At 39.8% G+C, this 22,766-nt stretch carries 16 protein-coding genes and 1 pseudogene; 9 read left to right on the top strand and 8 right to left on the bottom strand.

The window, feature by feature from the left end; genetic code table 11:
- The first annotated feature begins 25 nt into the window (after window positions 1–25).
- The 5 genes from cgtA (at window position 26) to L656_RS0115500 (ending at window position 4,142) form a co-directional block, all read left to right on the top strand.
- Complete coding sequence (gene cgtA, locus L656_RS0115520) at window positions 26–1,183, top strand: Obg family GTPase CgtA (RefSeq protein WP_002957746.1); 1,158 nt, start codon at window positions 26–28, stop codon at window positions 1,181–1,183.
- Window positions 1,184–1,256: 73 nt separating this feature from the next.
- Window positions 1,257–1,748, top strand: a complete 492-nt coding sequence (gene folA, locus L656_RS0115515; RefSeq protein WP_002957745.1) for a type 3 dihydrofolate reductase — start codon at window positions 1,257–1,259, stop codon at window positions 1,746–1,748.
- A gap of 78 nt (window positions 1,749–1,826) precedes the next feature.
- Window positions 1,827–2,204: a DUF3718 domain-containing protein gene (locus L656_RS0115510; RefSeq protein ID WP_024594810.1), complete on the top strand. Its 378-nt coding sequence runs from the start codon at window positions 1,827–1,829 to the stop codon at window positions 2,202–2,204.
- 449 nt (window positions 2,205–2,653) lie between these two features.
- Window positions 2,654–3,538, top strand: a complete 885-nt coding sequence (gene galU / locus L656_RS0115505) for a UTP--glucose-1-phosphate uridylyltransferase GalU (RefSeq protein ID WP_024599885.1) — start codon at window positions 2,654–2,656, stop codon at window positions 3,536–3,538.
- Window positions 3,539–3,668: 130 nt separating this feature from the next.
- The gene (locus L656_RS0115500; protein WP_024599884.1) at window positions 3,669–4,142 is read left to right on the top strand and encodes a peroxiredoxin; all 474 of its coding nucleotides are present in this window, start codon (window positions 3,669–3,671) and stop codon (window positions 4,140–4,142) included.
- A 105-nt stretch (window positions 4,143–4,247) separates the two neighbouring features.
- On the opposite strand, the pseudogene L656_RS01000000122350 reads toward L656_RS0115500, so the two are convergent.
- Window positions 4,248–6,337, bottom strand: a pseudogene (locus L656_RS01000000122350) (S8 family peptidase).
- A 328-nt stretch (window positions 6,338–6,665) separates the two neighbouring features.
- Between L656_RS01000000122350 and L656_RS0115490 the strand changes: the two are divergent.
- Window positions 6,666–7,850, top strand: a complete 1,185-nt coding sequence (locus tag L656_RS0115490; protein ID WP_024599883.1) for an NAD(P)/FAD-dependent oxidoreductase — start codon at window positions 6,666–6,668, stop codon at window positions 7,848–7,850.
- A gap of 2 nt (window positions 7,851–7,852) precedes the next feature.
- Here L656_RS0115490 and L656_RS0115485 read toward each other — a convergent pair whose 3' ends face one another.
- The 3 genes from L656_RS0115485 to L656_RS0115475 all read right to left on the bottom strand — a co-directional run bounded on the left by L656_RS0115485 (window position 7,853) and on the right by L656_RS0115475 (window position 12,462).
- Window positions 7,853–8,956, bottom strand: a complete 1,104-nt coding sequence (locus L656_RS0115485) for a GGDEF domain-containing protein (protein ID WP_024599882.1) — start codon at window positions 8,954–8,956, stop codon at window positions 7,853–7,855.
- Between the two features lie 180 nt (window positions 8,957–9,136).
- Window positions 9,137–10,243, bottom strand: a complete 1,107-nt coding sequence (locus tag L656_RS0115480; RefSeq protein ID WP_024599881.1) for a DUF917 domain-containing protein — start codon at window positions 10,241–10,243, stop codon at window positions 9,137–9,139.
- Window positions 10,244–10,320: 77 nt separating this feature from the next.
- Entirely contained in the window at window positions 10,321–12,462 is a 2,142-nt protein-coding gene (locus tag L656_RS0115475; RefSeq protein WP_024599880.1) for a TonB-dependent receptor, read from the bottom strand.
- Between the two features lie 195 nt (window positions 12,463–12,657).
- Between L656_RS0115475 and L656_RS0115470 the strand changes: the two genes are divergently transcribed.
- A complete protein-coding gene (locus L656_RS0115470) occupies window positions 12,658–13,188 on the top strand; it encodes an Lrp/AsnC family transcriptional regulator (protein WP_024599879.1) in 531 nt (176 codons plus the stop codon).
- Window positions 13,189–13,211: 23 nt separating this feature from the next.
- Here the strand turns inward: L656_RS0115470 and L656_RS0115465 are convergent, their stop codons facing one another.
- The 4 genes from L656_RS0115465 to L656_RS0115450 all read right to left on the bottom strand — a co-directional run bounded on the left by L656_RS0115465 (window position 13,212) and on the right by L656_RS0115450 (window position 18,210).
- Complete coding sequence (locus tag L656_RS0115465; protein ID WP_024599878.1) at window positions 13,212–14,486, bottom strand: purine-cytosine permease family protein; 1,275 nt, start codon at window positions 14,484–14,486, stop codon at window positions 13,212–13,214.
- 232 nt (window positions 14,487–14,718) lie between these two features.
- Complete coding sequence (locus L656_RS0115460; protein WP_024599877.1) at window positions 14,719–15,918, bottom strand: AGE family epimerase/isomerase; 1,200 nt, start codon at window positions 15,916–15,918, stop codon at window positions 14,719–14,721.
- A complete protein-coding gene (locus L656_RS0115455) occupies window positions 15,915–16,892 on the bottom strand; it encodes a carbohydrate kinase family protein (RefSeq protein ID WP_024599876.1) in 978 nt (325 codons plus the stop codon). The genes L656_RS0115460 and L656_RS0115455 overlap by 4 nt, the downstream gene beginning before the upstream one ends.
- Window positions 16,893–16,908: 16 nt before the next feature.
- Window positions 16,909–18,210, bottom strand: a complete 1,302-nt coding sequence (locus L656_RS0115450; protein ID WP_024599875.1) for an MGH1-like glycoside hydrolase domain-containing protein — start codon at window positions 18,208–18,210, stop codon at window positions 16,909–16,911.
- 196 nt (window positions 18,211–18,406) lie between these two features.
- On the opposite strand from L656_RS0115450, the gene L656_RS0115445 reads away from it, so the two are divergent.
- Together L656_RS0115445 and L656_RS0115440 are read left to right on the top strand one after the other, a co-directional pair.
- The gene (locus L656_RS0115445; RefSeq protein ID WP_024599874.1) at window positions 18,407–20,848 is read left to right on the top strand and encodes a TonB-dependent receptor; all 2,442 of its coding nucleotides are present in this window, start codon (window positions 18,407–18,409) and stop codon (window positions 20,846–20,848) included.
- A gap of 196 nt (window positions 20,849–21,044) precedes the next feature.
- Complete coding sequence (locus L656_RS0115440; protein WP_024599873.1) at window positions 21,045–22,625, top strand: sodium:solute symporter; 1,581 nt, start codon at window positions 21,045–21,047, stop codon at window positions 22,623–22,625.
- The last annotated feature ends 141 nt before the right edge of the window (window positions 22,626–22,766 follow it).

Raw genomic sequence — 22,766 nt, 5'->3', positions numbered from 1 at the left:
AAGCCAATCCCTAAAGTGAGTAATCATGAAGTTTGTAGATGAAGTAGAAATTCGCGCAGAAGCTGGAGACGGTGGCAGCGGCATCGTGTCTTTCCGTCGTGAAAAATATGTTCCAGATGGTGGACCAGACGGCGGTGACGGTGGAGACGGTGGTAGTGTTTATCTACAAGCTGATGAAAACTTAAATACCTTAATTGATTATCAGTTTGAGCGCTTCCATAGAGCTGAACGTGGTACTAACGGTCGTAGCCGTAACTGTACAGGCCGAAAAGCTGATGACTTATTTGTTATGGTGCCTGTGGGCACGCGCATCATGGATGTTGATACCCAAGAGGGACTTGGCGATTTAACGCAACATGGTCAACGAATTTTGGTTGCAAAAGGTGGTTTCCACGGCTTGGGGAATGCGCGTTTTAAATCAAGTACTAACCGAGCACCTCGTCAAAAAACATTAGGCACACCAGGTGAAGTCCGTAACTTAAAATTAGAGTTACTATTATTAGCTGATGTTGGCTTACTTGGATTGCCAAATGCCGGTAAATCTACGTTTATCCGCAGTGTATCTGCAGCAAGACCAAAAGTAGCTGATTACCCATTCACGACGCTTATTCCTAATTTAGGTGTGGTACGTCCTGAAGCAAATAAATCATTTGTTATAGCCGATATTCCGGGTCTAATTGAAGGTGCATCTGATGGCGCAGGCCTAGGTATTCGCTTTTTGAAACATTTAGAGCGTTGTCGTGTGTTATTACACATCATTGATGTAATGCCGGTAGATGGTTCAAACCCTGTTGATAATGCGTTTTCGATTATTAACGAGCTGCACCAATACAGCCCTAAATTAGCTGAGAAGCCACGCTGGTTAGTATTTAATAAAATAGATTTATTACCAGAGGATGAAGCAAAAGCGTTATGCGAATCGATTGCAGAAGAGCTGGGCGAAACTGAAAATATCTATCACATTTCAGCAATTAATAAACTTAACACTCAACCATTAATCCACAACATAATGACACTACTTGATAGCATGCCTAAAGAGAAGTTTGTACAAGTGGAAGATGAAGAAGTTGAGTTTAAGTGGGATACCTATCATGAAAAAGCCACTAAAGGTAAGGGCAATGATGATGATTGGGATGACTGGGATGAAGATGATTACGACGTAGAAGTTGTCTACGAGCGTTAATTAAATAGAATTTACTAAAAAGGAGCTTATGCTCCTTTTTCTTTGTTTAAGAATAAAGTACTAGGTGTTTATTATGATAATTTCAATGATTGCAGCAATGGCAAATAACCGTGTAATTGGTCTAGATAATAAAATGCCATGGCATTTACCTGCAGATCTTCAGCATTTTAAAAAGGTCACTACGGGTAAGCCTGTGATCATGGGTCGTAAAACTTTTGAGTCTATAGGCCGTCCATTACCTGGGCGCCGTAATATTATTATTACTCGAAACAGCGAATATACTGCACAGGGTATTGAAGTAGTAACTACGCCAGATGCCGCATTAGAACTCGTTACTACTGCTGAAGAAGTAATGATTATTGGTGGTGGTAATATCTATGAGCAATTTTTACCAAAAGCAGAACGCCTGTATCTAACTTTTATTGATTTAGATGTAAAAGGCGATACACAGTTTCCAGATTACAATAAAGTTGCTAATTGGTACGTGAAAGAAGAGCAAGAAAACCATCCGGATGACAAGAATTTATCTAGTTATAAATTCGTAACTTTATATAAAGAACGTTAACATTATTGCGTAAATTTTGATAGATTGATATAATATTCGATAGTCTATATAAGAACAAAGTATTATAAAGGGTTTGTCATGTTTAAATTACCAAAGCTAGTTGCACTTACTGCCGTTGTAGCTGTTAGTTCGTTTTCGTATACAGCACCTGTAAATGCTGAAGATCAATTAGCAGTATCTATTTGTGAATATATTGCGGCAGACGATAAAAACCGATTACGCAGCAAGCTTAAAAGCTCTCGTGTAAAAATTCGTAATATTTATGATGCAGTACAATGTAATGGTAATAACTTATTACGTCATGCTGTTGCTAGTAATGCAGTAGATACTGGTGAGTATATAGTTAAAAACTTATCAAAAAGTGCGTTAACAGATGGTGCTGATATTGCTTGGGCTGAAGGGAATTTTGCCAGCTCACCGCTTATTGCAGTAATTAAAGAGCGTGCAGGTCTTTAATTATAAAAAGGTTTTGTAACGCGACCTTTAGTTAGAAATTTATTGGTCTGGGTTTGTTATTTATAGCAAACCCAGGCTTTTTTCGTTTAGCTAATGTAATCTCACCCCACAACAAAATCATTAATAAACTTCATAACTTACCTGCTCATTTTAAATAACCAAAAATGTAGAGTCTCTGTTTAATAAACAGCTTCAAATTTACTTCTTCAAAAGAGGTAACTTTATTCAGCTGGTATCTATTTTGTATCTGCTAGTTTGTACCAATACGCAATAATACTTAATTATTTTGCGGGGCTAAATGTGTCGCTACCGGTGTTAAAAAATTCTCATTTAGAACAACTAAGTAGCGAATTTTTTGCCTAGCTATCAAGACGTTTTTCCATCCTAAAAATAGATCACTTAATTAAGTGAATTGATATTATTTACAAACTTAATCACTAAGGACAGATATGAAAGCTGTAATTCCAGTAGCTGGCTTAGGGACGAGAATGCTCCCTATGACAAAAGCTATCCCAAAAGAAATGCTCCCAATAGTCGATAAGCCTCTAATTCAATATATTGTCAGCGAATGTGTGTCCGCTGGTATTAAAGATATTGTATTAGTTACGCATAGCTCTAAAAATGCAATCGAAAACCACTTTGATACAAGTTATGAACTAGAAGCGACTCTTGAAAAACGTGTTAAACGAGCTTTATTAGATGAAATTCGCTCTATTTGTCCGCCTGATGTAACTATTATGAGTGTACGCCAAGGTGAAGCTAAAGGGCTAGGGCATGCTATTTTATGCGCTAAACCAATAGTTGGTGATAACAACTTTGTTGTGCTCCTGCCTGATGTGATACTTGATGCCTATACTGCGGATCAAGAAACTGAAAACTTAGCGGCCATGATTAAACGCTTTAAAGAAACTCAAGCAAGCCAAATAATGCTTGAGCCGGTAGCTAAAGAAGACGTTAGTAAATATGGTATTGCTGATATAAACGGTGTTGAGTTAATGCCAGGTAAAAGTGCTGCAATTAAAGCAATGGTTGAAAAACCTGATGCAGATTTAGCGCCTTCTAATCTAGCTGTTGTAGGGCGATATGTACTGAGTAAGAATATTTGGCCTCTACTTGCAAAAACGTCTGTAGGTGCTGGCGGTGAAATACAACTTACAGATTCTATTGACGCATTAATGGCACAAGAAACCGTTGAAGCATTTCATATGAGTGGTCGCTCTCACGATTGTGGAGATAAGTTAGGCTACTTAAAAGCAATTGTTGAGTACAGTCTGCGAGATGAAAAGCTAGGTAATGATTTTTCAAGTTTTATAAATGATTTGAATTTACCTTAATACAGCGCGTATTCTTCGTTCTATGGTAGGCTATTTTGAGCTACTAAGTTAGCCGTACTTTTTATACCTAGTAGTAGGCTACGTAGTACGATTGTTACTTATTCTGTATTAATCTTTTCAAGGAATCACCATGATTGAGCAAGGCCAAGAATTACCAGCAGTGACGTTAACGCAATTAACTGACGACGGTATGCAATCTCTTACAAATAAAGAATTGTTTGAAGGTAAAAAAGTCGTGTTATTTGCAGTACCTGGTGCGTTTACACCAACGTGTTCAAATGCCCATTTACCTGAATTTATTACCCTTGCTGATAAAATTAAAGCAAAAGGTGTTGATGCTATTTACTGTGTATCAGTTAATGATGCATTTGTTATGAAAGCATGGGGTGACTCACAAAACGCGCAAGAAATTACAATGCTTGGGGATGGCGATGGAAGTTTCACTAAATCGTTAGGGCTTGATAAAGATACTGCTAGTTTTGGTGGTATACGCTCAACGCGTTACGCTATGATTGTTGAAAATGCAGTCGTAACTGGTTTATTTGTAGAGCAAGACAAAGAGTTTGTTGTAAGCCGTGCAGAATCAGTACTAGAGAAGCTATAACAGTAATAAAGTGTAGGTTTTAGCTTTAATTAATCAGCTACTTACTATTTAAAAACCGATGTTGGAAACAACATCGGTTTTTTTATTTACGGTTTAAACTTTAAATTACGGTTGGTACTGCCCGCTAAGTGTTAAACCAGAGAAAGTGCTATAAGCGTTCACGCTTAAGTGCCAAGTTCCTGCTTGTGGATTGGTAAATGTACATGTTTCGGCGTTGCCATTTTTATAAGGGCGACAATCGTACGTAGTGGTTGTTGGTTGGCTGCCATATTTTACAAATAAGTCTGCATCGCCACTTCCACCCGACGTTGTTACTGTAAACGTACTCATACCTGCTGGCACATCTAATGTGTAATGTTTCCAGTTACCTGCGGTTGCACTAACATCACTTATAGTACCGCCACCAGCTTGTGGAGTACCTGAACCGCCACCAGATGATGAACCACCAGTAATATTACCCACCAAGCTCACAGCTGAATACGCAGAGTAGCCGTTAAGCATTACGTGGTAAGTTCCTGCTGTAGGGTTATCAATAGAACACTCTTCGCTATTACCGCCTTTATAAGGGCGACAGTCATAGGTAGTTGTTGTAGGTTTGCTGCCCGCACGTACGTATAAATCAGCATCACCAGTACCACTACTCATAGTGAATGTTACGTTAGTAGCACCGCTTGGCACTGTCATCGTGTAAAATGCTTGTGCGTTCGCAGCCCCACTTAAACCTGTTTTAGCTTCACCATTAATAAGCTCGCTATCGCCACCTGTAGGCGGGGTNGCGGCTGCATCAACAATACCCGTACCACAGCTAGTACATGTCGCAGGGAACGAACGGGTTGTCGACTTTAAAATACTTTCTATTTCATCAGGCGTTGCATCTGGCTTTGCTTGCTTAATAAGTGCCGCAACACCTGCTACGTGAGGCGCAGCCATTGATGTACCTTGCGAATAACCGTAACTGTCGCTTGAAGGTGTAGACGAACCTGAATTGTAAGTTGATAAAACACCTTCTGAGTCGTTTGCAAAGCTTTGCGCGCCGCCCGGTGCTGCAACATCAATATTGCTACCGTAGTTTGAGTAATAAGCTCGGCCGCCATTACGGCCTACTGATGCTACGTTTACTACACCATTACAGTTACCTGGGTTGTAGTTTGCCGAGTTATCGTTATCGTTACCTGCAGCAATAACTACTACAGTGCCGTTACTACGCGCGGTATTAATTGCATTTTGAGTTGTAGAGCTACATGAACCGCTGCCACCTAAACTCATATTAATTACATCTGCAGGGTTTGAGTTTGCCGGAATGCCTGAAACACTTCCACCAGAAGCCCAAATAATGCCATCAGCAATGTCTGATGTTAAACCACCACACTTACCAAGCACACGAACAGGCACTACTTTTGCATTATAAGCTACGCCTGNCCGTTATTGGTTACCGCAGCAACAGTGCCGGCTACATGTGTACCATGCCAGCTAGAATTTTGTGCACCGTTAGTACCACACTCGTTTGCTGCAACAGCATCACCCGGATCACGTGCATCGCTATCGCGACCACCGCCATCGTTTGCTACCGATAGGTTAGAGATCATATCGTAACCCGGTAAAATGTTAGCATTTAAATCGGCATGTGGGCGGTAACCCGTATCTAGTACAGCTACAACTACACCGCTACCCGTTGCGGTATCCCAAGCGGTCGGTAAATTTAAACCACCGGCTTGCTCGTAGTAATGCCATTGGTCATCAAAGCGAGGGTCGTTAGGAGTTGAAAACGGCTTTAACATTTGATCCACTTCAATGTATTCAACATTGCCAGAATCAACCATTTCTTGCATAAACTCTTGCGCTTCTGCTGTACTTAATTTTTTATCAGCACGCATTACGTGGTGGTTATTAAGTGCCATTGCACGAATATATTTTGCTTTTACTTTGCCTTTTTTAGAAGCGAAGTTTTTAACAAAGCTCTGTGCGCGCTTTTTCATGCTAGATGGGCTTGCGTCAGCAGTTGAGAGGCTCGCCATTTCGTTATTATTTTTATATTTAATAATAAACTGAGTTTCAAAGCCGCCTTGGCTTTGTAGCTTAGCTGATGTTTCAGCCATTGAACTTGAAACCGATTGAGCCATGCCAGATGTTGCTGCAAAAAGTGTACTAACTGTAATTGCAATTGCGCATCTTTTAAAAGTTTTACTAGTTGTCATAATTATCCCTAGATTTTTATTTATTATTTCGTGATATAAGATCACGATGCGGGAACAAAAGTAAACGATCTGTTAACTAGGTTAAAATATCAATTTATTATGTACCTCTTTCATTTAGTTATAACCCAGCTTTTTAGCGGTTTACTCGTTGTTTAGTATTTGTCATATAAATTAAAAATAAGTATAAAGGGTTGTTTTATTGTGAAGGTAATTATTCCCCACTTATTACTGATGCGTTTTTGTTGTGTTATTACTAATAATTAAAATGCTGCGCTGTTAGCTATTAAATTTTGCTATAATCGAGCAAATTTTTTAATGAGATAAATAAATGACCCAAGTAGATGTAATTGTAATAGGTGCGGGAGCAGCAGGATTAATGTGTGCAGCGCAAGCTGGATACCGTGGCCGAAGCGTTACAGTACTTGATATGGGGAAAAAACCAGGTCGTAAAATTTTAATAAGTGGTGGTGGGCGTTGCAATTTTACAAATGAAAATGCAACCCCGGATAGCTACTTATGCACAAACTCTCATTTTGTTAAATCATGCTTAAGTCGTTATACACAGCATGACTTTATTGAGCTGGTGGACAGGCATGGCTTGGCGTATCACCATAAAACACTAGGCCAGCTTTTTTGCGATAACAATGCACAAGACATTGTTGATATTTTACTGACCGAATGTGAGTGGGCCGGAGTAAATATAAAGCTACGCAATGAAGTGATCAGCGTATCAAAAAGCGAAACTGGCTATAGCGTCATCACAGAGCAAGAAACATTAACCTGTGAGTCGTTAGTTATTGCATCGGGTGGCTTAACTATGCCTAAACTGGGTGCAACACCAATTGGCTATAAGGTTGCAGAGCAGTTTGGGTTAAATGTATTGCCAACCATGGCAGCACTTGTACCATTTACTTTGCATCAGCACGATAAAGAGCGTTTTGAAGGGCTCTCGGGAGTTAGTATCCCATGTGAAGTTTCAAGCGAAGACGGCACCGTATTTAAAGAAAATATCCTCTTTACTCACCGAGGGTTATCGGGCCCTGCAATATTACAAATAAGCTCATTTTGGCGAGCGGGGCAGGCTGTCACTATAAACCTATTACCTGAAATAGATTTAAGGCAGCAACTTGCTGATTGGCGAGAAACGCAAGCCCAAAAGTCGTTAAAAAATAGCCTTGCAACTATTTTACCTAAACGCTTTATAGAAATACTGCACGAAAGCAAAGCGATTCCAGATTGTAATATTAATCAGCTTACCCATGCTCAAATAGATGAGCTGGTAAATTACATTCACGCTTGGCAAATTAAACCCAATGGCACAGAGGGCTATAGAACAGCAGAAGTAACATTGGGCGGTGTAGATACCGACGAGTTGAGCTCTAAAACCTTTGAAGCTAAAAAAGCTAAAGGCTTATATTTTATAGGTGAAGTAACCGATGTAACGGGCTGGCTTGGTGGCTACAACTTCCAGTATGCTTGGAGCTGTGGATTCGCTTGTGGGCAGTACGCCTAAGTTTAGGCTATAGACCCATTTAAGTAAGTTGATTGAGCGATAACGGTTGAATCCTTATCGCTAACACATACGTTATTTCGTCCATTATTTTTAGCCCTATATAGCGCTGTATCAGCCCGCTCTAATAGTTTTAGCACTGTATCGTCCTTTTGTATCGTTGCTAAGCCAATGCTTATAGTAAATGCTATATTTGTAATTGTATTTTCGGCAATATATTTTCTCAGGTCATCAGCTTGTTTCGCACCATCATTTAAAGAGGTGTTCGACAAAATAATAGTGAACTCTTCTCCACCCCATCGCGCAATAAGTGCGTCATTTCGCATTCGTTTTTTTAATATTTTTGCAAATTCAGTGAGTACGTTATCGCCAACTAAATGCCCGTAGGTATCGTTTATATTTTTAAAGTGGTCTATATCGCAAATAAGTAAGCAATGCGGGGTTTTAAAGACGTCGTTTTTAGCAATTAACTGTGATAATTCAAAATCAAATTTTTGCCTGTTATAAAGCCCAGTTAACTTATCGGTTTCTGCTAAGTGTTGAATTTCTAGGTTACGGATAGATAGTCGGGTGTATGCCGAAAACCGTGTTTTTTCGTAAAATCTAAAAATCAAAATATGAGCAAGACCTACTTCAATAAGATTAAATAAAGAGCCTAAGCCAATTGTTACGGTTTGCTGTTGTTGTAAGTACACAAGATACGCACAAATAGCAAAAGCGATAGCACTAAATATACTCCCCCAATTTCTGCCAACTAAAAAAAATGTGAATGGCGGAATAAGCGTGGCCCAAAATAAAGAGTGGGCATGGCCACCAACTGAAATCACAAACATTAAAATTAAACTAACAATCATCAATGTAACGGCCCAAGAGGCTACATTTACATTAGCTGTTTTATTAAACCAAATACAAATACCGAGCGATATAAAAAGGCCAAAAGCATCAATAAGTGCTATTTCGTAGCTTGCAAAATAAAAAAGATTGAGCAGGGTTAAAACTAAAAAGTAACATGTAGTTATTAGCAAGGAGTAGGCTATTAAGCGAGTGCGCCAAAAGTCCTTGTGATCTTTAGGGTACTGTGGAAACTCTTTGTACCAAAAACTTAGCATAATGAGCGACTCTTTAATCTCTGAATTTAGTGATTATTACTTATATTAGGTTTTTATTATAGTTTTTTACTTTGATTGAAAGTGTATTACAGATTGGAAGTGAGTTATTTATATGAAAGCTTAACGGGTTAAGTGCTAACCACGCTAAGCTTTATAATAATTCAGGTTAAAGCTGAATAGTTAACTCTTTATAGCAGGGCGATAATCACTCTTAACGCCTGCGTAATTAGGGCCAAATATAGAAAGCCCTTTTGGCGTTGTAAACTCAACAGGTGCTGGCAAAATAATAACAGATACAGGCATACCTATTTCATAATTTGGGTTAGTGATTGGTGTACCCGCTTGTGTGTTTAAGCAACAAATTAAATCAGGAATGGTAACGTGGACTTCTCCATTTAAAAACGCTGCCATATTTTCGTTTTTAACTGTAATTTTATAGCTGTTACCTGCAAACTCGCCAGTACCAGCAAGCATAACTTCGCCTATAGTAAATCCTTCAAGTGTTTTAAATTCAAACTCACTAACAACGCCTTCAAACGCGACAAATCCTTTACCTTGCTCGGCAACTACATTAATAGTGTTTTCATTTGAGTTGTTGGCTTCACGCATTGCTCTTCCAAGCTTTAATGCTTTACTTATCGTGCCGTGAATAACCGCATCTTTCATTTGTTCAATAGGGAGAATATGATCAATGGCTGCTATGTCGTTACGGCTAATTTTGGCAAGCGCACGCACTACGGTTTCAGCACGTAAGTCATCCATAACGTTTTCACAAATAAAGCACTCGCCAAATTCGTTAGCGGTAATAATTGGCGCCGCGGGTAAGTTATTTAAGTAGTAGGTTGAATGGGTAATTTCAGGAACTGCTCGCCCAGCAGGGTCTGCATCAATAATATAGCCGTCAAACATAGCGGCTAAATAAAACGATACCGCAGTGTTAGCACCACCTAGCTCGCAGCAAATAGTTCCATAAATAGATTCTTTATCCATGTACTCAAGAGCGCGATCGTAGGCTGCTAAAATAGAATGCTTACCTGTACGTGTGAGGTTAGCGTAAGCGTGCTCTTCAGTATCTGTTAGTGGCGATATAGCCCCCAAAATATAAGGTGTGCATACAAGTTTGCCTGCGGGTACTTCATCTGCGCTAATAAGTTTAAACGTTTTACCTAGTGCAAGGGCTTCGTCAATGTAATCTATGCCTTCACTTAGCTCACCGCCACCGCCAGTACCTAAAATGGCGCAGCCGTATAAAATATCAATTAGTTGTTCACGATTAAGAATTTGCATGTGTGTATCGCTATTGGTTATCTAAAAAATTAGAGACTGCCTTAAGATTATTTAAAGCAGCCATTTGAGAGTTGAAATTAAAAGTCGTAGCTGAGCTCTACGCCGTAACTACGTGGTTTATTAGGTTGGCGGGCAAGTTCAGTAATCCCGTCGCCGTATAAAAAAATATCTTCAATGGCACGCTCATCAGTGAGGTTGTCTACGTAAACTTGCACTGTCCACTGCTCAGCTTTAATGCCAACACCCGCATTGAGGTAGGTGTAACGTGATGACTCTACATCTGGAATATCAATGCTGAATGTTTTAGGGCCTTCAATTAATAACTCAGCGCGCGAAAACAGTGACCATGACCCGTTTAGCTCTAAGTTATGATTTGCCGAAAGCCCGTAGTTGTAGTCAGGCACCCAAAATTGTGTTCTGCCAGCAAGCTCGGGACGCAGTGCAAAGCTTTTTATTTCTGAATCAATAATACCGGCGCTTAGATTTATGCTTAAATTGCTAGTGGCTGCATAGGCGGCTTCTAGCTCTAAGCCTTTGGTTTGTACTTCATCAATTGATAAGTTTTCGAGGGTGAAGGTATCTACATTAAATTGCGTAAACTGAGCATCGTCTTGGTCAATAATAAACGCAGCTCCATTAAGGGTTACTTTGCTATCAAACAAAGATGTTTTAAAACCCATTTCGTAGCTATCAGACACTTCTTGATTAAAAGTACGGCTAATGCCTTCTGCTGGCTCATTAAAGCCGCCACTTCTAAATCCGTGCGAATAACCTGTGTATAGCAAAAAGTCATCATTAACTTGGTATCCTAAAGTTACTTTTGGCTGTAGTTGGCTAAACGACTTTTTAGCGTAAGTATCTGTTTTATTAGTTGGGTCAAACGATTCTCGCGTATCGTGATCGTAACGTAGTGCGCCAGTTAGCTCTAACTGCGAGGTAATATCGTAGTTAAATTGCCCCGCAAGAGCCCAGGCATCACTGCTGTTATTATCGATAATAGATAAGTAAGGTTCATCGTTTGCAAAGTCTTTACGGGTAAGTATTTGTGCATCGGTAAAGTCATCGTAAAAAAGTACCGCAGTGTCGCGGTCGCGCTGTTGATAAAATGCCGACACAGACCATCTAAACTCCTGATCTGACTGGGATATAAATCGAGACTCAACAGTTAACGATTCAACATCGTATAATCCTTCAGTACCAAACGGTGCTCTAAAAAAACCGTCTTCGTCAATAAAGGTTGCATCGGCAGAGTAGTCGCCATCGTAAAAGTGCTCGTTTTCTGAATTGCTGTAGGCAGTTACAAACTCAAACTTACCTAAATCGTAATGTTGGGTAAGCTTAGCGCTTAGCTCATACACATCACGCTCGTCTTCGTTAATAATATTTTGCGAGGTATTAATTGAGAAGTCTTCAATAGTGTCATCGTTTACGCCTTGATAGTAAGCAAAACCCGCTTCGCTCGACGTGTATTTACCTTTAAGGTTTATTGATGTGTCTTCAGTTAATTCAAATTCTAATTGAGAAAATACTGATTGCTCTTTTAATGGATCGGCTTTATCGCCTGTGTAGGTGTTTTTAATGAGGCCATCGGTATCTTTAATGTAACCACCGGCTCTAAAATAAGCGGTGTTTTCATCGTTTAGTGAACCTGATACAACCGCATTTAGGTTATAGGTATTGCCGTTACCAATTGATCCTTTAACTTTACCTTCGAAGTCGTCAATTGGTTTTTTTGTGGTAACAATAACCGCACCACCAATGGCACCACGGCCGTACAGTGCGCCTTGCGCGCCACGCATAACTTCAATGCGTTCAATATCTACCAAGTCTTGGTTAATAAACTCTAAATCGGGGGCAGTTACACCATCAACAACAAATGCAAGCGGCGGATCGCCCACTTGCGGTGTAATTAACCCACGAATAGTTATACGCGCAAGGCCGGGTCTAAAGTTATCAAGTTGCGACAAATTAGGCGTTAAATTAGCAACATCACGAAAGCTGGTAATACGAGACTTTTCAATCGTATCGGCGCTAAAGGCGGTAACAGAGTCTGGCACGTTTTGAATTGACTCAACACGTCCTCGAGAAATAACAGAAATTTTTTCGATAGTGTTGGCTGTATTATTTTGTTCTTGTGCATTAACGTGTGAGAAGCACGATAAACTCACCGCCGATGCTAAAAGCGTTTTGTGGAATTTTGTTCTATTGTATCTGCTCATGTTATATGTCCTAATGTCACGACTAAGGTAATGTTTTTAAAGTACAAACATTGTCGCTTTTTCAGACAAAATAATATTTTGTAAAACCTTAAATGAGCATATACATATTGTGAAAATACCTAACAGACGCTAAGTTTTATGTATATTTTGACAATAGGTTTACAAAATTAATTATTTTTCAATGTGAAACCAGTTATGAAAAAAACAATAAAAATAGACAGATATAACCAAAAAATATTAGCGATAGTGCACCTTACTGCCGATCTCACCAATGTAGAGTTAGCGGAGCGAGTAAACCTTTCTCCTAGTGCCTGCTTTCAACGCGTTAAAGCATTAAAAGAAGCTGGGTATTTTCGTACATTTCATGCCGATATAAACCTTGAACAAATATGTGAACATGTGTTTGCTTATATGGAATTTACTCTTGAGGACAATAATTTAGCTGCTAGGCGTAAGTTTTTAGCTGAAATACACGATATCCCTGAAATAATGGATTGCATGCAGTTAAGTGGTGATATTGATTATATCTCGTTTTGTTGTTTTGCAGATATTCAGGCACTTAACGCAATGTGCGATAAGTTAACAGGTAGTAGTCATTATACGATTAAAAAATTAACTACACGTATCGTGCTTGAGCGAGCTAAGTTCTTTTTAGGCTACCCGCTTGAAAAGCTAAGATGGCGAGACGAAATGAAAGTAGAAGAAGACGAACAAGGCGCTGATTAAGCGCCTTGGTTAGTTATAAGTGCTTAGTGCTTGTTAACCGGTTTTGGCTTAATCAATTTTACAAAAAAAGTATATATAATTGCGGTTAAAATAATGGCATCAATAACGGTAATACCACTTAATGACACATTAAATATTGCCCCGTTACACACTGCAAATGCTGCACCTACAAACCAAGCCGTAAATGCAGGTACAGAAAAGCGCGCGTTATTAGTAAGCGTATTTGCGTGGTACGCATGAGGCTTTATAAATAATGCATCAACAATAATTACGCCTGCAACGGGCACAAAAATATCTGACAAAAAAGCCAAAAAGCTAATAAACATATCTAAAATATTTATAAATGCCGCGCCAATTCCTACTAGCCCTAATAAAACAATAACCCACTTTTTATGCCAATGCGGAAAAGTTGCTTCTACACTGAGTGCGGTACTGTATAAGTTTAGTGAATTTAAAATCCAACTTCCTGCAATCACAATAAAAAAAGCCGAAAACCCTAGGTTGAGCGCAAGCATTAAACTGAGTATTTCGGTTTCTTGCATGGCGGCTGCTGCAAATACAGCTACAAAAATAACGAACAGTTCAATAACCATATAAGCAATAAAAGAGGTATATACGCCGCCACGTTTTTGTTTAGAAAAACGAGTTATATCGGGCAAGATAATTGCGCCGATAATAACGCCACCAACAATAGCGGCTACACCATCTTCAAGTGATAAGTCAGCCGACTTTTCTAAGTTTATAAAATCAACAAATGGCATATTATCTAATGCGCCAAATAGCATCATTGCGGTCACCACAGCTAAAATGGGGATCATTATAGAAGCCAATACATTAATAGCTTTAAATCCGTATAACGTAGTTATTAGCATGGCGCAGCCTGCAGCTATATCAATTGGCCACTCAGGCATAATAATATTAAATTCAGCGCTTAGTAGGCGTACTACTGCATTCGAAAACAAGTCAATATTTACTCCAAACCAGCCAATTAATGACAAAGCAAAAGCTATATTTACAATGCCAGCACCAGCATTGCCAAACGCTATTTTTACTAACAGATAAGAGCTTAAGCGGCTTTTTACACCTATGGTGCCCATGGCACCGCCGATTACGGTTAAAATGATAGAGCCAATGACTAACGCCCAAAGTGTATTGCTCACACTTGAACTTTGATGAATTTCTAAGCCGGTTATAAATGTGGGTAATGAAAAGCTTAGCATTGCAGCAATTGCGGCAATACGTGGCCAAGCAACTTGTTCGCTTGTGCATATGGCGTGGGGATCTTTCTCGTTGGGCATTACCTGTTCTCTTATTTTTATATCTTTAATATTACTATACGCTGCTGGCGTGCAAAATTTTCTATTATTGGTGTGGTATTCAAAAGATTAGGTTTAAAAAAATGGCTGTAAAAAAATATTATTTTGTTAAGTTGATAACCCTTTTTGAGGTGAATTAAATCCAGCGCAAAAAAAACCGCCAAACTGGCGGTTAAAAGGTCTACACAACATTGTAAAAGTTATGACTACATAGTTACTTTAATAGTTCGAGCACATCAAAACAGGCACCCATTGTATGGTAATCAGTTTTACCTATTGGGCTTTTCATCGTGTCTATTTTTTTATTGTCAGCGGTTAAAATTCTAAACCACGCACCGTATTGATGATCAACTAAATGCTGCCACGAATACTGCCAAATTTTGTCATACCATTGCTGATATTTTTCATCCCCTGTTGCTTGATAAAGATACGCTGCACAGCACAGAGTTTCAGCTTGAACCCAAAAGTATTTATCGTCATCGCAAATTGTTTTATCTGGGGCAAAACCGTAGCAAATACCGCCGTGCTGCTTATCCCACGCTACATCTATTGAGTTATCAAATAATGCTTGAGCGCGCTCAATAAGCCATTTTTGTGGTTTATGCTTATTTAAAAACATTAGTAGTTTTGACCACTCTGTTTGATGGCCAGGCTGAAAGCCCCACGGACGAAATAAATTTTTAGGATCGTCTTTGTTGTACTCTAAATCGACCTGCCAATTTATATCGTAATGCTCCCAGATTAATCCGCCCATTAAACTAGCTTGGCGGTTAACCATATTGTCGGCAAGTGTGAGCGCACGGTTTAAAAATATTTCATCATTTGTGGCTTCATAGGCGGCAATAAGTGCTTCACACGTATGCATATTGGCATTTTGGCCGCGGTATGAATCGCACTTTGTGAAGTCGCTGTTGTGCTGATCTTTATATAATCCGGCTTTTGCATCCCAAAAATGTGTTTCCATTGTTTGAAATGTATCATTTAGGTATTCGCGCGCTTCAGTAACACCTGCGCGATATGCCCAGCTGTACGCTAAAATAACAAATGCAAAGCCATAGCAATGATTGGTGTTATCAAGCACGGTTGCTTGGCCGTTTTCAACTTTTAATAACCAGTTGTAGCCGCCTGTTTGCTCAACAAGGTGATGCTTACGAATAAACTCAATCCCTGATTTAACACGGTTTAGGTACTTTTCGTCATTAAAGGTTTGATACGCGCGTGCATAGTTAAATACAAAACGAGTAGAGCTTACTAAGTGGCGAGTGTGTTTATCAAATACCTCACCATTATCAGAAAAGTTTTGGTAAAAACCGCCGTGTTCGTCGTCAATATTTGGCTCATAAAACGCTAGCGTGTCGCTAATGTGCTGCGTTAAAAATTCACGGCTTTTAAAGTTACTAGGTGTACTTTTCATAGTGCGCTCCTAAAATCGTTAAGCGATTTTTCGTTAGGTAAGGAGGTAAACGCTCCTTTATAAGATGCGGCATGAGCACCACATAATGAAGCAAATTCAAAAATAGTATTTAGTGTTTCGGGCGTGTTGCAAAGATCGCTAAAAGAGTTGGGTGTCAGGTTTTGTAAGCCTAGTTGATACAGCAGTCCACCTACAAACGCATCTCCTGCAGCGGTGGCATCAACCATAGTAACCTTCTTAGGGTGAAGCGTTTGCTTGGCATTTTTTGTATACCAATGCATAGGGTTGCCTGCATCGGTAACTACAAATAGCTCACAACCGTTACTCAGTGTTTGGGCAATAAACTCATCGCTCGATTGCTCACCCGCTAAGTATTCAAGCTCTTCTTTTGAGGCTTTAATAATTGAGCAGTCTTTTAATAACGGTAAAATATGCTCGCGAGGGTTGGCATCACTTGGCCATAAATTAAGGCGCAAGTTAATATCAAAGCTCACAATTGAGTTATTTTGTTTTGCAAATTTAACACCGTAAGCGGTGGTGTTTCTGATGTTTTTGTCGGTTAATGTGTTTGAGCAAATATGAAAAATATCGCATTGCTCAAACCATTCGCGACTAAAGTCATTATTACTAAAGTGCAGATCGGCGGTGTTATCACGGTAAAACTCAAATGTGCGATCGCCGTCGTTATCAAGTGATACAAACGCGAGAGCTGTTTTTGCTTGGTTGGTAAAACGCATAAAGTCGGTTTTTACACCTTGCTCTTTTAATGCGTTATGTAAAAAGTCGCCAAAGCTATCAGTGCTTAGCATTCCGGCAAAGTAGGCATTACCGCCTAGCTTTGCAATGGCAACGCTTACGTTTGCAGGCGCACCGCCTGCAAACTTTGTAAACGCTTCGTGTTCGTTGCTGTTTTGGCTCAATTTATTTGAAAGTAAATCAACCAGTACTTCACCAAAGCATATTGTGTGTTTCATGATGTTGCCTTAGTTGTTAGTCAAGTAGCCAATGCAGTGCTATTGCCGCTGTCCACGAGAAATCTTTACCACCACAGCCTGCGCCTGTTTCTGGGTTAAAGTATTCGTAGTAGCCTGACTTAACAACAAGGTTGCGCGTATCATCTTGAATTTTTTCAGCCGTTGTTACAAAACCTGCTTCTTTAAGGCCTGTGGCTATCATCCAGTTTATGTGTAGCCAAATAGGACCACGCCAGTAGCGTTGTGGCTCGTATTTTTCTTCTTTAGGGTGAGTAGATGCCACACTAAATTGACTCGACTCAATAAAATCTTCAGTGGCTGTATTAATTATTTTAGTTTGCTCATCGCTTGTTAAACCTGCATATACAGTTAATAGCGCAGCTGATGTTTTAACTTTAGCTAAGCTGTTAGTTAGTACATCTCTGCAATAAAAGTACTGGCTTTGTTCACACCATAAAGTGTTTATGGCTTGCTCTGTTATTTGTAAACGCTGTGCTAAGTAATCAGTACGAGCATCGTTTAAGCCAAGTTGTTCACCCATTTTGAGTAAATCTTTGGTTGCACGGTGTAAAATAGCAATAATACCTAGGTCATTCATTTTGTAAGGGCTGGTTTCGTAAATTACTTTACTGTCAAAGTTGCTACGTTTAAAAAAGTCTACAAGGTATAAAAAGCGATCGTATTCACTTTTATGTGGACGCTGAGAAGAATCTACATGACTTGTATCACGGCGCGTATATTCCCAATCCACACACGGCACAGCATGAAGAGCGTCATCCCATGATGGGCTGTTATCCATGCCCGACTCCCACGGGTGGTAGGTCACTACTAAACCTGTTTTTTCAGGATCTCGGTCGTTGTACCACCATAAATGATAATCAACTACTTGTGAAAATAATACTTTAACCTTTTGTTCTGAAAGTGTTTTATCTTTCGCGCTGGCAAGCATTTCCTTCATTACAGTAGCAACTACTGGCGGCTGTGAAATAGAGGTACTTTTAATTTTTTTATCTGATCCCCATACGTCAGGACCAGGAAAATAAGTATCAGAATCTTTATGAAACAAGATGTGCGGCACCATGCCATCATCCCATTGGCCTGAAAATAACACATCAATTTCTTGCCATGCGCGGCTTTCGTCTGATTTCATCCAGCCTAGCGCTGTAATGGCTGAATCCCAGTTCCACTGAAACGGGTATAGGCCATGTGTTGGTACTGTATAGCCACCTAAGTCGTTTGCTATAAGTGTTTTAGTAGCAAGGTCTGCAAGCGATGAAGCCGTTGCTGAGTCAATTTTACCGCTGTTTATAGTAGTCATATTGGGTGCTCTTTGTGTGTTATTTCTGATTTGGATAATATTAAAGCACTCATTGTGGGTTGTAAATGTTTTTTTTCTGTGCTTAAATCCTGTTCGAAGTAACAAAAAACTAACATGTTTACTTGATTATTTCGGCTTTGCTTAGCCACACTCTAAGTAAATACACACAGACAACTAGCACAATTGGAGAATACCCGTGAATAAAACAACGATCGCCTCTATTGTATCTTTATGCCTTGCACAGGGCGCTTATGCAGCAGAAGAAGCTGTACCAGATACAGCAAAAAAAGCTAACAACGTTGAGCGTATTATCGTCTCTGGTACCAGTAAAGGGCGTGTTATTTCAGACACTCCTCAATCAGTAACATCTATTAGCGAAGACGAGCTGGTAAAGCTGTCTTCAAGTAGCCAAGCGGATGTGCTTCGCTATATTCCGGGTATTAAAGTAGAGGGCGGTGGCGGTGAAGTCGCTACTAACCTACAAGTTAGAGGACTACCTTCATCGGGTCAGTTTCAGTTTACGCCGCTGTCTTATGATGGTTCACCTAGTTTGAGTGTTTTTGGTTTGAACTCATCAGCGTTTGATGTGTATTACCGTAATGATTTGGGTATTGAGCGCGTAGAGTTTGTGCGTGGTGGGGTATCTAATTTATTTGGTCAAGGTTCTGTGGCCGGCATTATTAGCTATATTTCTAAAACGGGCAGTGACGATCCGCAAAGTACCGTACAAATGGAGCTTTCTGACCAAGGACGTACTCGCTTAGATTTTGCAACGAGCGGTCCACTTAACGAAGATGGCTTATATTACGCGCTTTCTGGTTTTTACCGCTACGACGAGGGTCCTTTAGATACAGGCCTTGAGACTAAAGGTACACAGTTGCGTGGTAATATTCGTAAAGAATTTGATGATGGCTCTGGCTCATTTACTGTTTACGGACAGTACATTGACGACCAAGCGCAGTTTTACTTACCTATTCCACTTGATGGCGACAGCCGCGAGCGCTTAATTGGTAACGATGGTCGTGAAGTTGAGTCACTGCAAACGGCGCAAGTATCTAACTTAACATACGATACAGCAAATGGTCGTTACGAATCGCCAATCAGCGATGGTGTCGTTACTAAAGGTGGCTCTATTTCAGTGGTGTTTGAAAAAGAACTCGCTAACGATTTTGCCATTAATATGCGCAGTAAATACGCTAAGTACCAACACGAATTTAATCTATTTTTAGACGGCGACGGTATTATTAATGTACCTGAAAGCCAAGACGATTTTTTAGCTAACCGGGGGCTAGGTGATGCAAGCGGTGCTGAGTTTTCTTATGTTAATTCAGGTGTAGCACTTGCAAGTGATGACTTACTATTTGCTAACCGAATTTTAGACCGCGACCGCCCGGCTGAAGACTTTTCTGCAGAATTTAATATCATCAAAAGTATTTTTGTAGGTGATTTTAGCCATGATATTACAGTCGGTACATTTTTCTCTCACAGTGAAGCCGACGATGACAACGTTATTACAACTTACTTAGGTGAGTTTAATAACAACCCTCGCTTAATCGACTTAACGTATACCGATGTTAATGGCGACGAGGTTCAGTACACACAAAATGGTATTAGTGGCCCTGGTATTTCTTATACTAACCAAACCATTAGCGCTACCCGCCGAGCATTGTACGTAGCGGATCAAATGGAAAGTGACGATTGGATTTTTGACTTTGGTGTTCGCTACGAAGAAATTGAAGGCAAAATTAGCCGCGAAGGCAGCCAAGTTGTACAAATAAATAACGACCCATCACTTGCATCTAACTTACAAGTAAACACTACGGGCAGTGGTGTAATGACTTACGGCGAAGTCGACACGTCTGAATTTGCTGTATCAGGGGCGGCGTTATATCGCTTAACAGATAATTTAAATGTATATGCTAATGCATCTCGCGGGTTTTTCTTCCCTGAAATTAGGGGGATTCAGTTTAATGATTTAGGCCAACCAGCTAGTTACGAGGCTGAAATTGTAGAGCAGGGCGAATTAGGCGTTAAGTTTTTTGATAACGACTTTAGCGGTAGTGTTGCTTTATTTAGAACAGACTTAAAAGATAGACGCAGCGTAGACTTTGTAAACGATGGTAACGGTGGCGTACTAGAGCTGCCAGTAATGCAGTCAACTAAAGCAACGGGTGTTGAGCTTACAGGTCGTTACGATATTACCGATGAGTGGGCTGTTGATGCCAACATGACCTATACCGATCACGAATTTACAGAATTTGATTCAGACCCCTCTATTATTGGTAACGAGTTACGTCGTAAACCAAAAATACTATTCAATACATCTATAAGCTATACCACAGATGACTGGGATGCTTCTATCTATCATAACTTTACAGGTAAAAACTTTGCTAACGATGCAAACTCTGTAGAGCTCGATTCATTCCACTTATTTAGATTTGATGCAGGTTATAACTGGCAAGTTGCACCAGAGCAAACAGTACGCTTAAGCGTTGGGGTATTTAACCTGTTTGATTCTGACGGTGTTACTGAAGGTTCGCCACGTTTAGGTAATAGCCAAACGGCAGATAATCCATACTTTGTAGGTCGCCCGATTCTCCCACGACGCGTTACTTTAAGAGTTAAATACGACTTTTAAATAAATGCTTTATGCCTATTAACTCACTTTTGGGTTAATAGGCTTTTTGCATTGTGATGCATTTTTCAGCTAAGTTAGTTACAGGTTTACCTTTTTGACTAGGCTTGTTTATTAAAAAGGTAAGGGCAGGTAGCCGTTTAGTATTTTAATTTTGAAAAGGCGCAGTGTTTTCATATTGTGAATACGCGAATTAATTATGAATATATTAGATTTTTCAATAGTTGCTCTTTATCTTGGTGCCTTATTGGTAATGGGATTTATGCTACGCGAACAAACCAATAAAAATGATTACTTTTTAGGGGGTAAAAGCTTAGGTTGGAAGCCTTTAGCTTTGTCGGTAATGGCCACTCAACTTTCGGCTATTAGCTTTATTTCGGCTCCTGCATTTGTTGGTTTACGTGAAGGTGGTGGTATGCAATGGCTCTCGTATGAGCTGGGTGTTCCGCTGGCGATGATTTTAATTTTAGCGACTATTTTACCCAAGCTTTATAAAAGCGGCATTGTCAGTATTTACGATTATTTAGAAATGCGCTTTGGGCGCTCAACTCGTGTACTTATTAGTGTGGTGTTTCAATTTAGCCGTGCGTTTGCGACCGGCATTATGATTTACGCGGTATCGCTTATTCTACAAGGCACCATGGGAATAGAAGCATGGCAGGCCATTGTGCTAACGGGTGTTATAACCGTTTTATATTCACTACAAGGTGGGATGAAAGCGGTAGTATACGGTGATGCGATTCAAATGATCATCATTGTACTAGGTACTATTGCTTGTATCGGATTTGGGCTTTATCACTTAGGTGGCGTTGATACCTTTATTGCTAATGTTGATTCGAGCCGATTAGAAGCGATTAAGTTTGATTCATTTGGTTTTAGCGGTGATGGCTTTGGCTTTTTACCGATGATTTTTGGTGGTGTGGTACTTTACGCCTCTTACTACGGGTGTGACCAAACTCAAGCGCAACGTGCGCTCAGTGCAAAGAATCCTAAAAATCTACGCTACATGATTTTAGCCAACGGCGTAGTGCGTTTTCCTATTACTATTTTATATTGCGTGTCGGGTTTAATTGTTGGCACACTGGCAATGAGTAACCCTGAATTTTTAGCAAAAATTCCAGCAGATAACCCTGATTGGATGATGCCTATATTTATTTTAGATTACTTGCCGCACGGCTTAATTGGTTTGTTAGTTGTCGCTATTTTGTCGGCAGCGATGTCATCACTTAGCTCTGCAATTAATTCACTTTCGGCCGTAAGTATTGAAGACTACAGCCGTATTTCTAATAAAGAGTTAGACCAAACAACGTATTTAAAACTGGCTAAATACTTAGGCTTAGCATGGGGCGCAATTACCTTAGTGTTATCACTTTTTGCCGGTGACATAGCCCCAACTATTATTGAAGCTATTAACAAAGTCGGCTCGTTATTTTATGGCCCAATACTCGCCGTATTTTTAATTGCTGTGCTAAGTAAACGCAGTGCTGCACTACATGCCAATATTGGCTTAATTAGTGGTGTATTAATTAACTTGTTGGTGTCGGTATTTGCATCTGATATTTTCTGGTTTTGGTGGAACTTTATAGGCTTTGTCAGCGCCGCTGTGATTATTTATGTCACGAGTCGTTTAATCCCACGAGAAGTAAACGAAGTCACAAAAGTACAAAATGCCGAGACAATATCAAACTCAATTTTAACTGGCAAAGATATCGTTATGCTACTTAGCATGTTTATTGTGATGATATTAATTTGTTTAGCTATTCCTTCAATTTTTTCGTGAGCTGTGACTAATGGATTCTAAAAAATCGTTTTTAATTGATTTATTTACCACTGCGGTAAATGCCTGTAAACCCAGCGCTTGCATGAGTAAGTATTTAGAAAACATAGATGCAAGCAAAGGATTGTGTGTAGTAGGGGCGGG

Source organism: Pseudoalteromonas sp. TAE56, from assembly GCF_000497955.1.
Lineage (GTDB): Bacteria > Pseudomonadota > Gammaproteobacteria > Enterobacterales > Alteromonadaceae > Pseudoalteromonas.
Note: the sequence above shows the minus strand (reverse complement) of the source record. Positions and strands in the feature narration are given on the sequence as shown.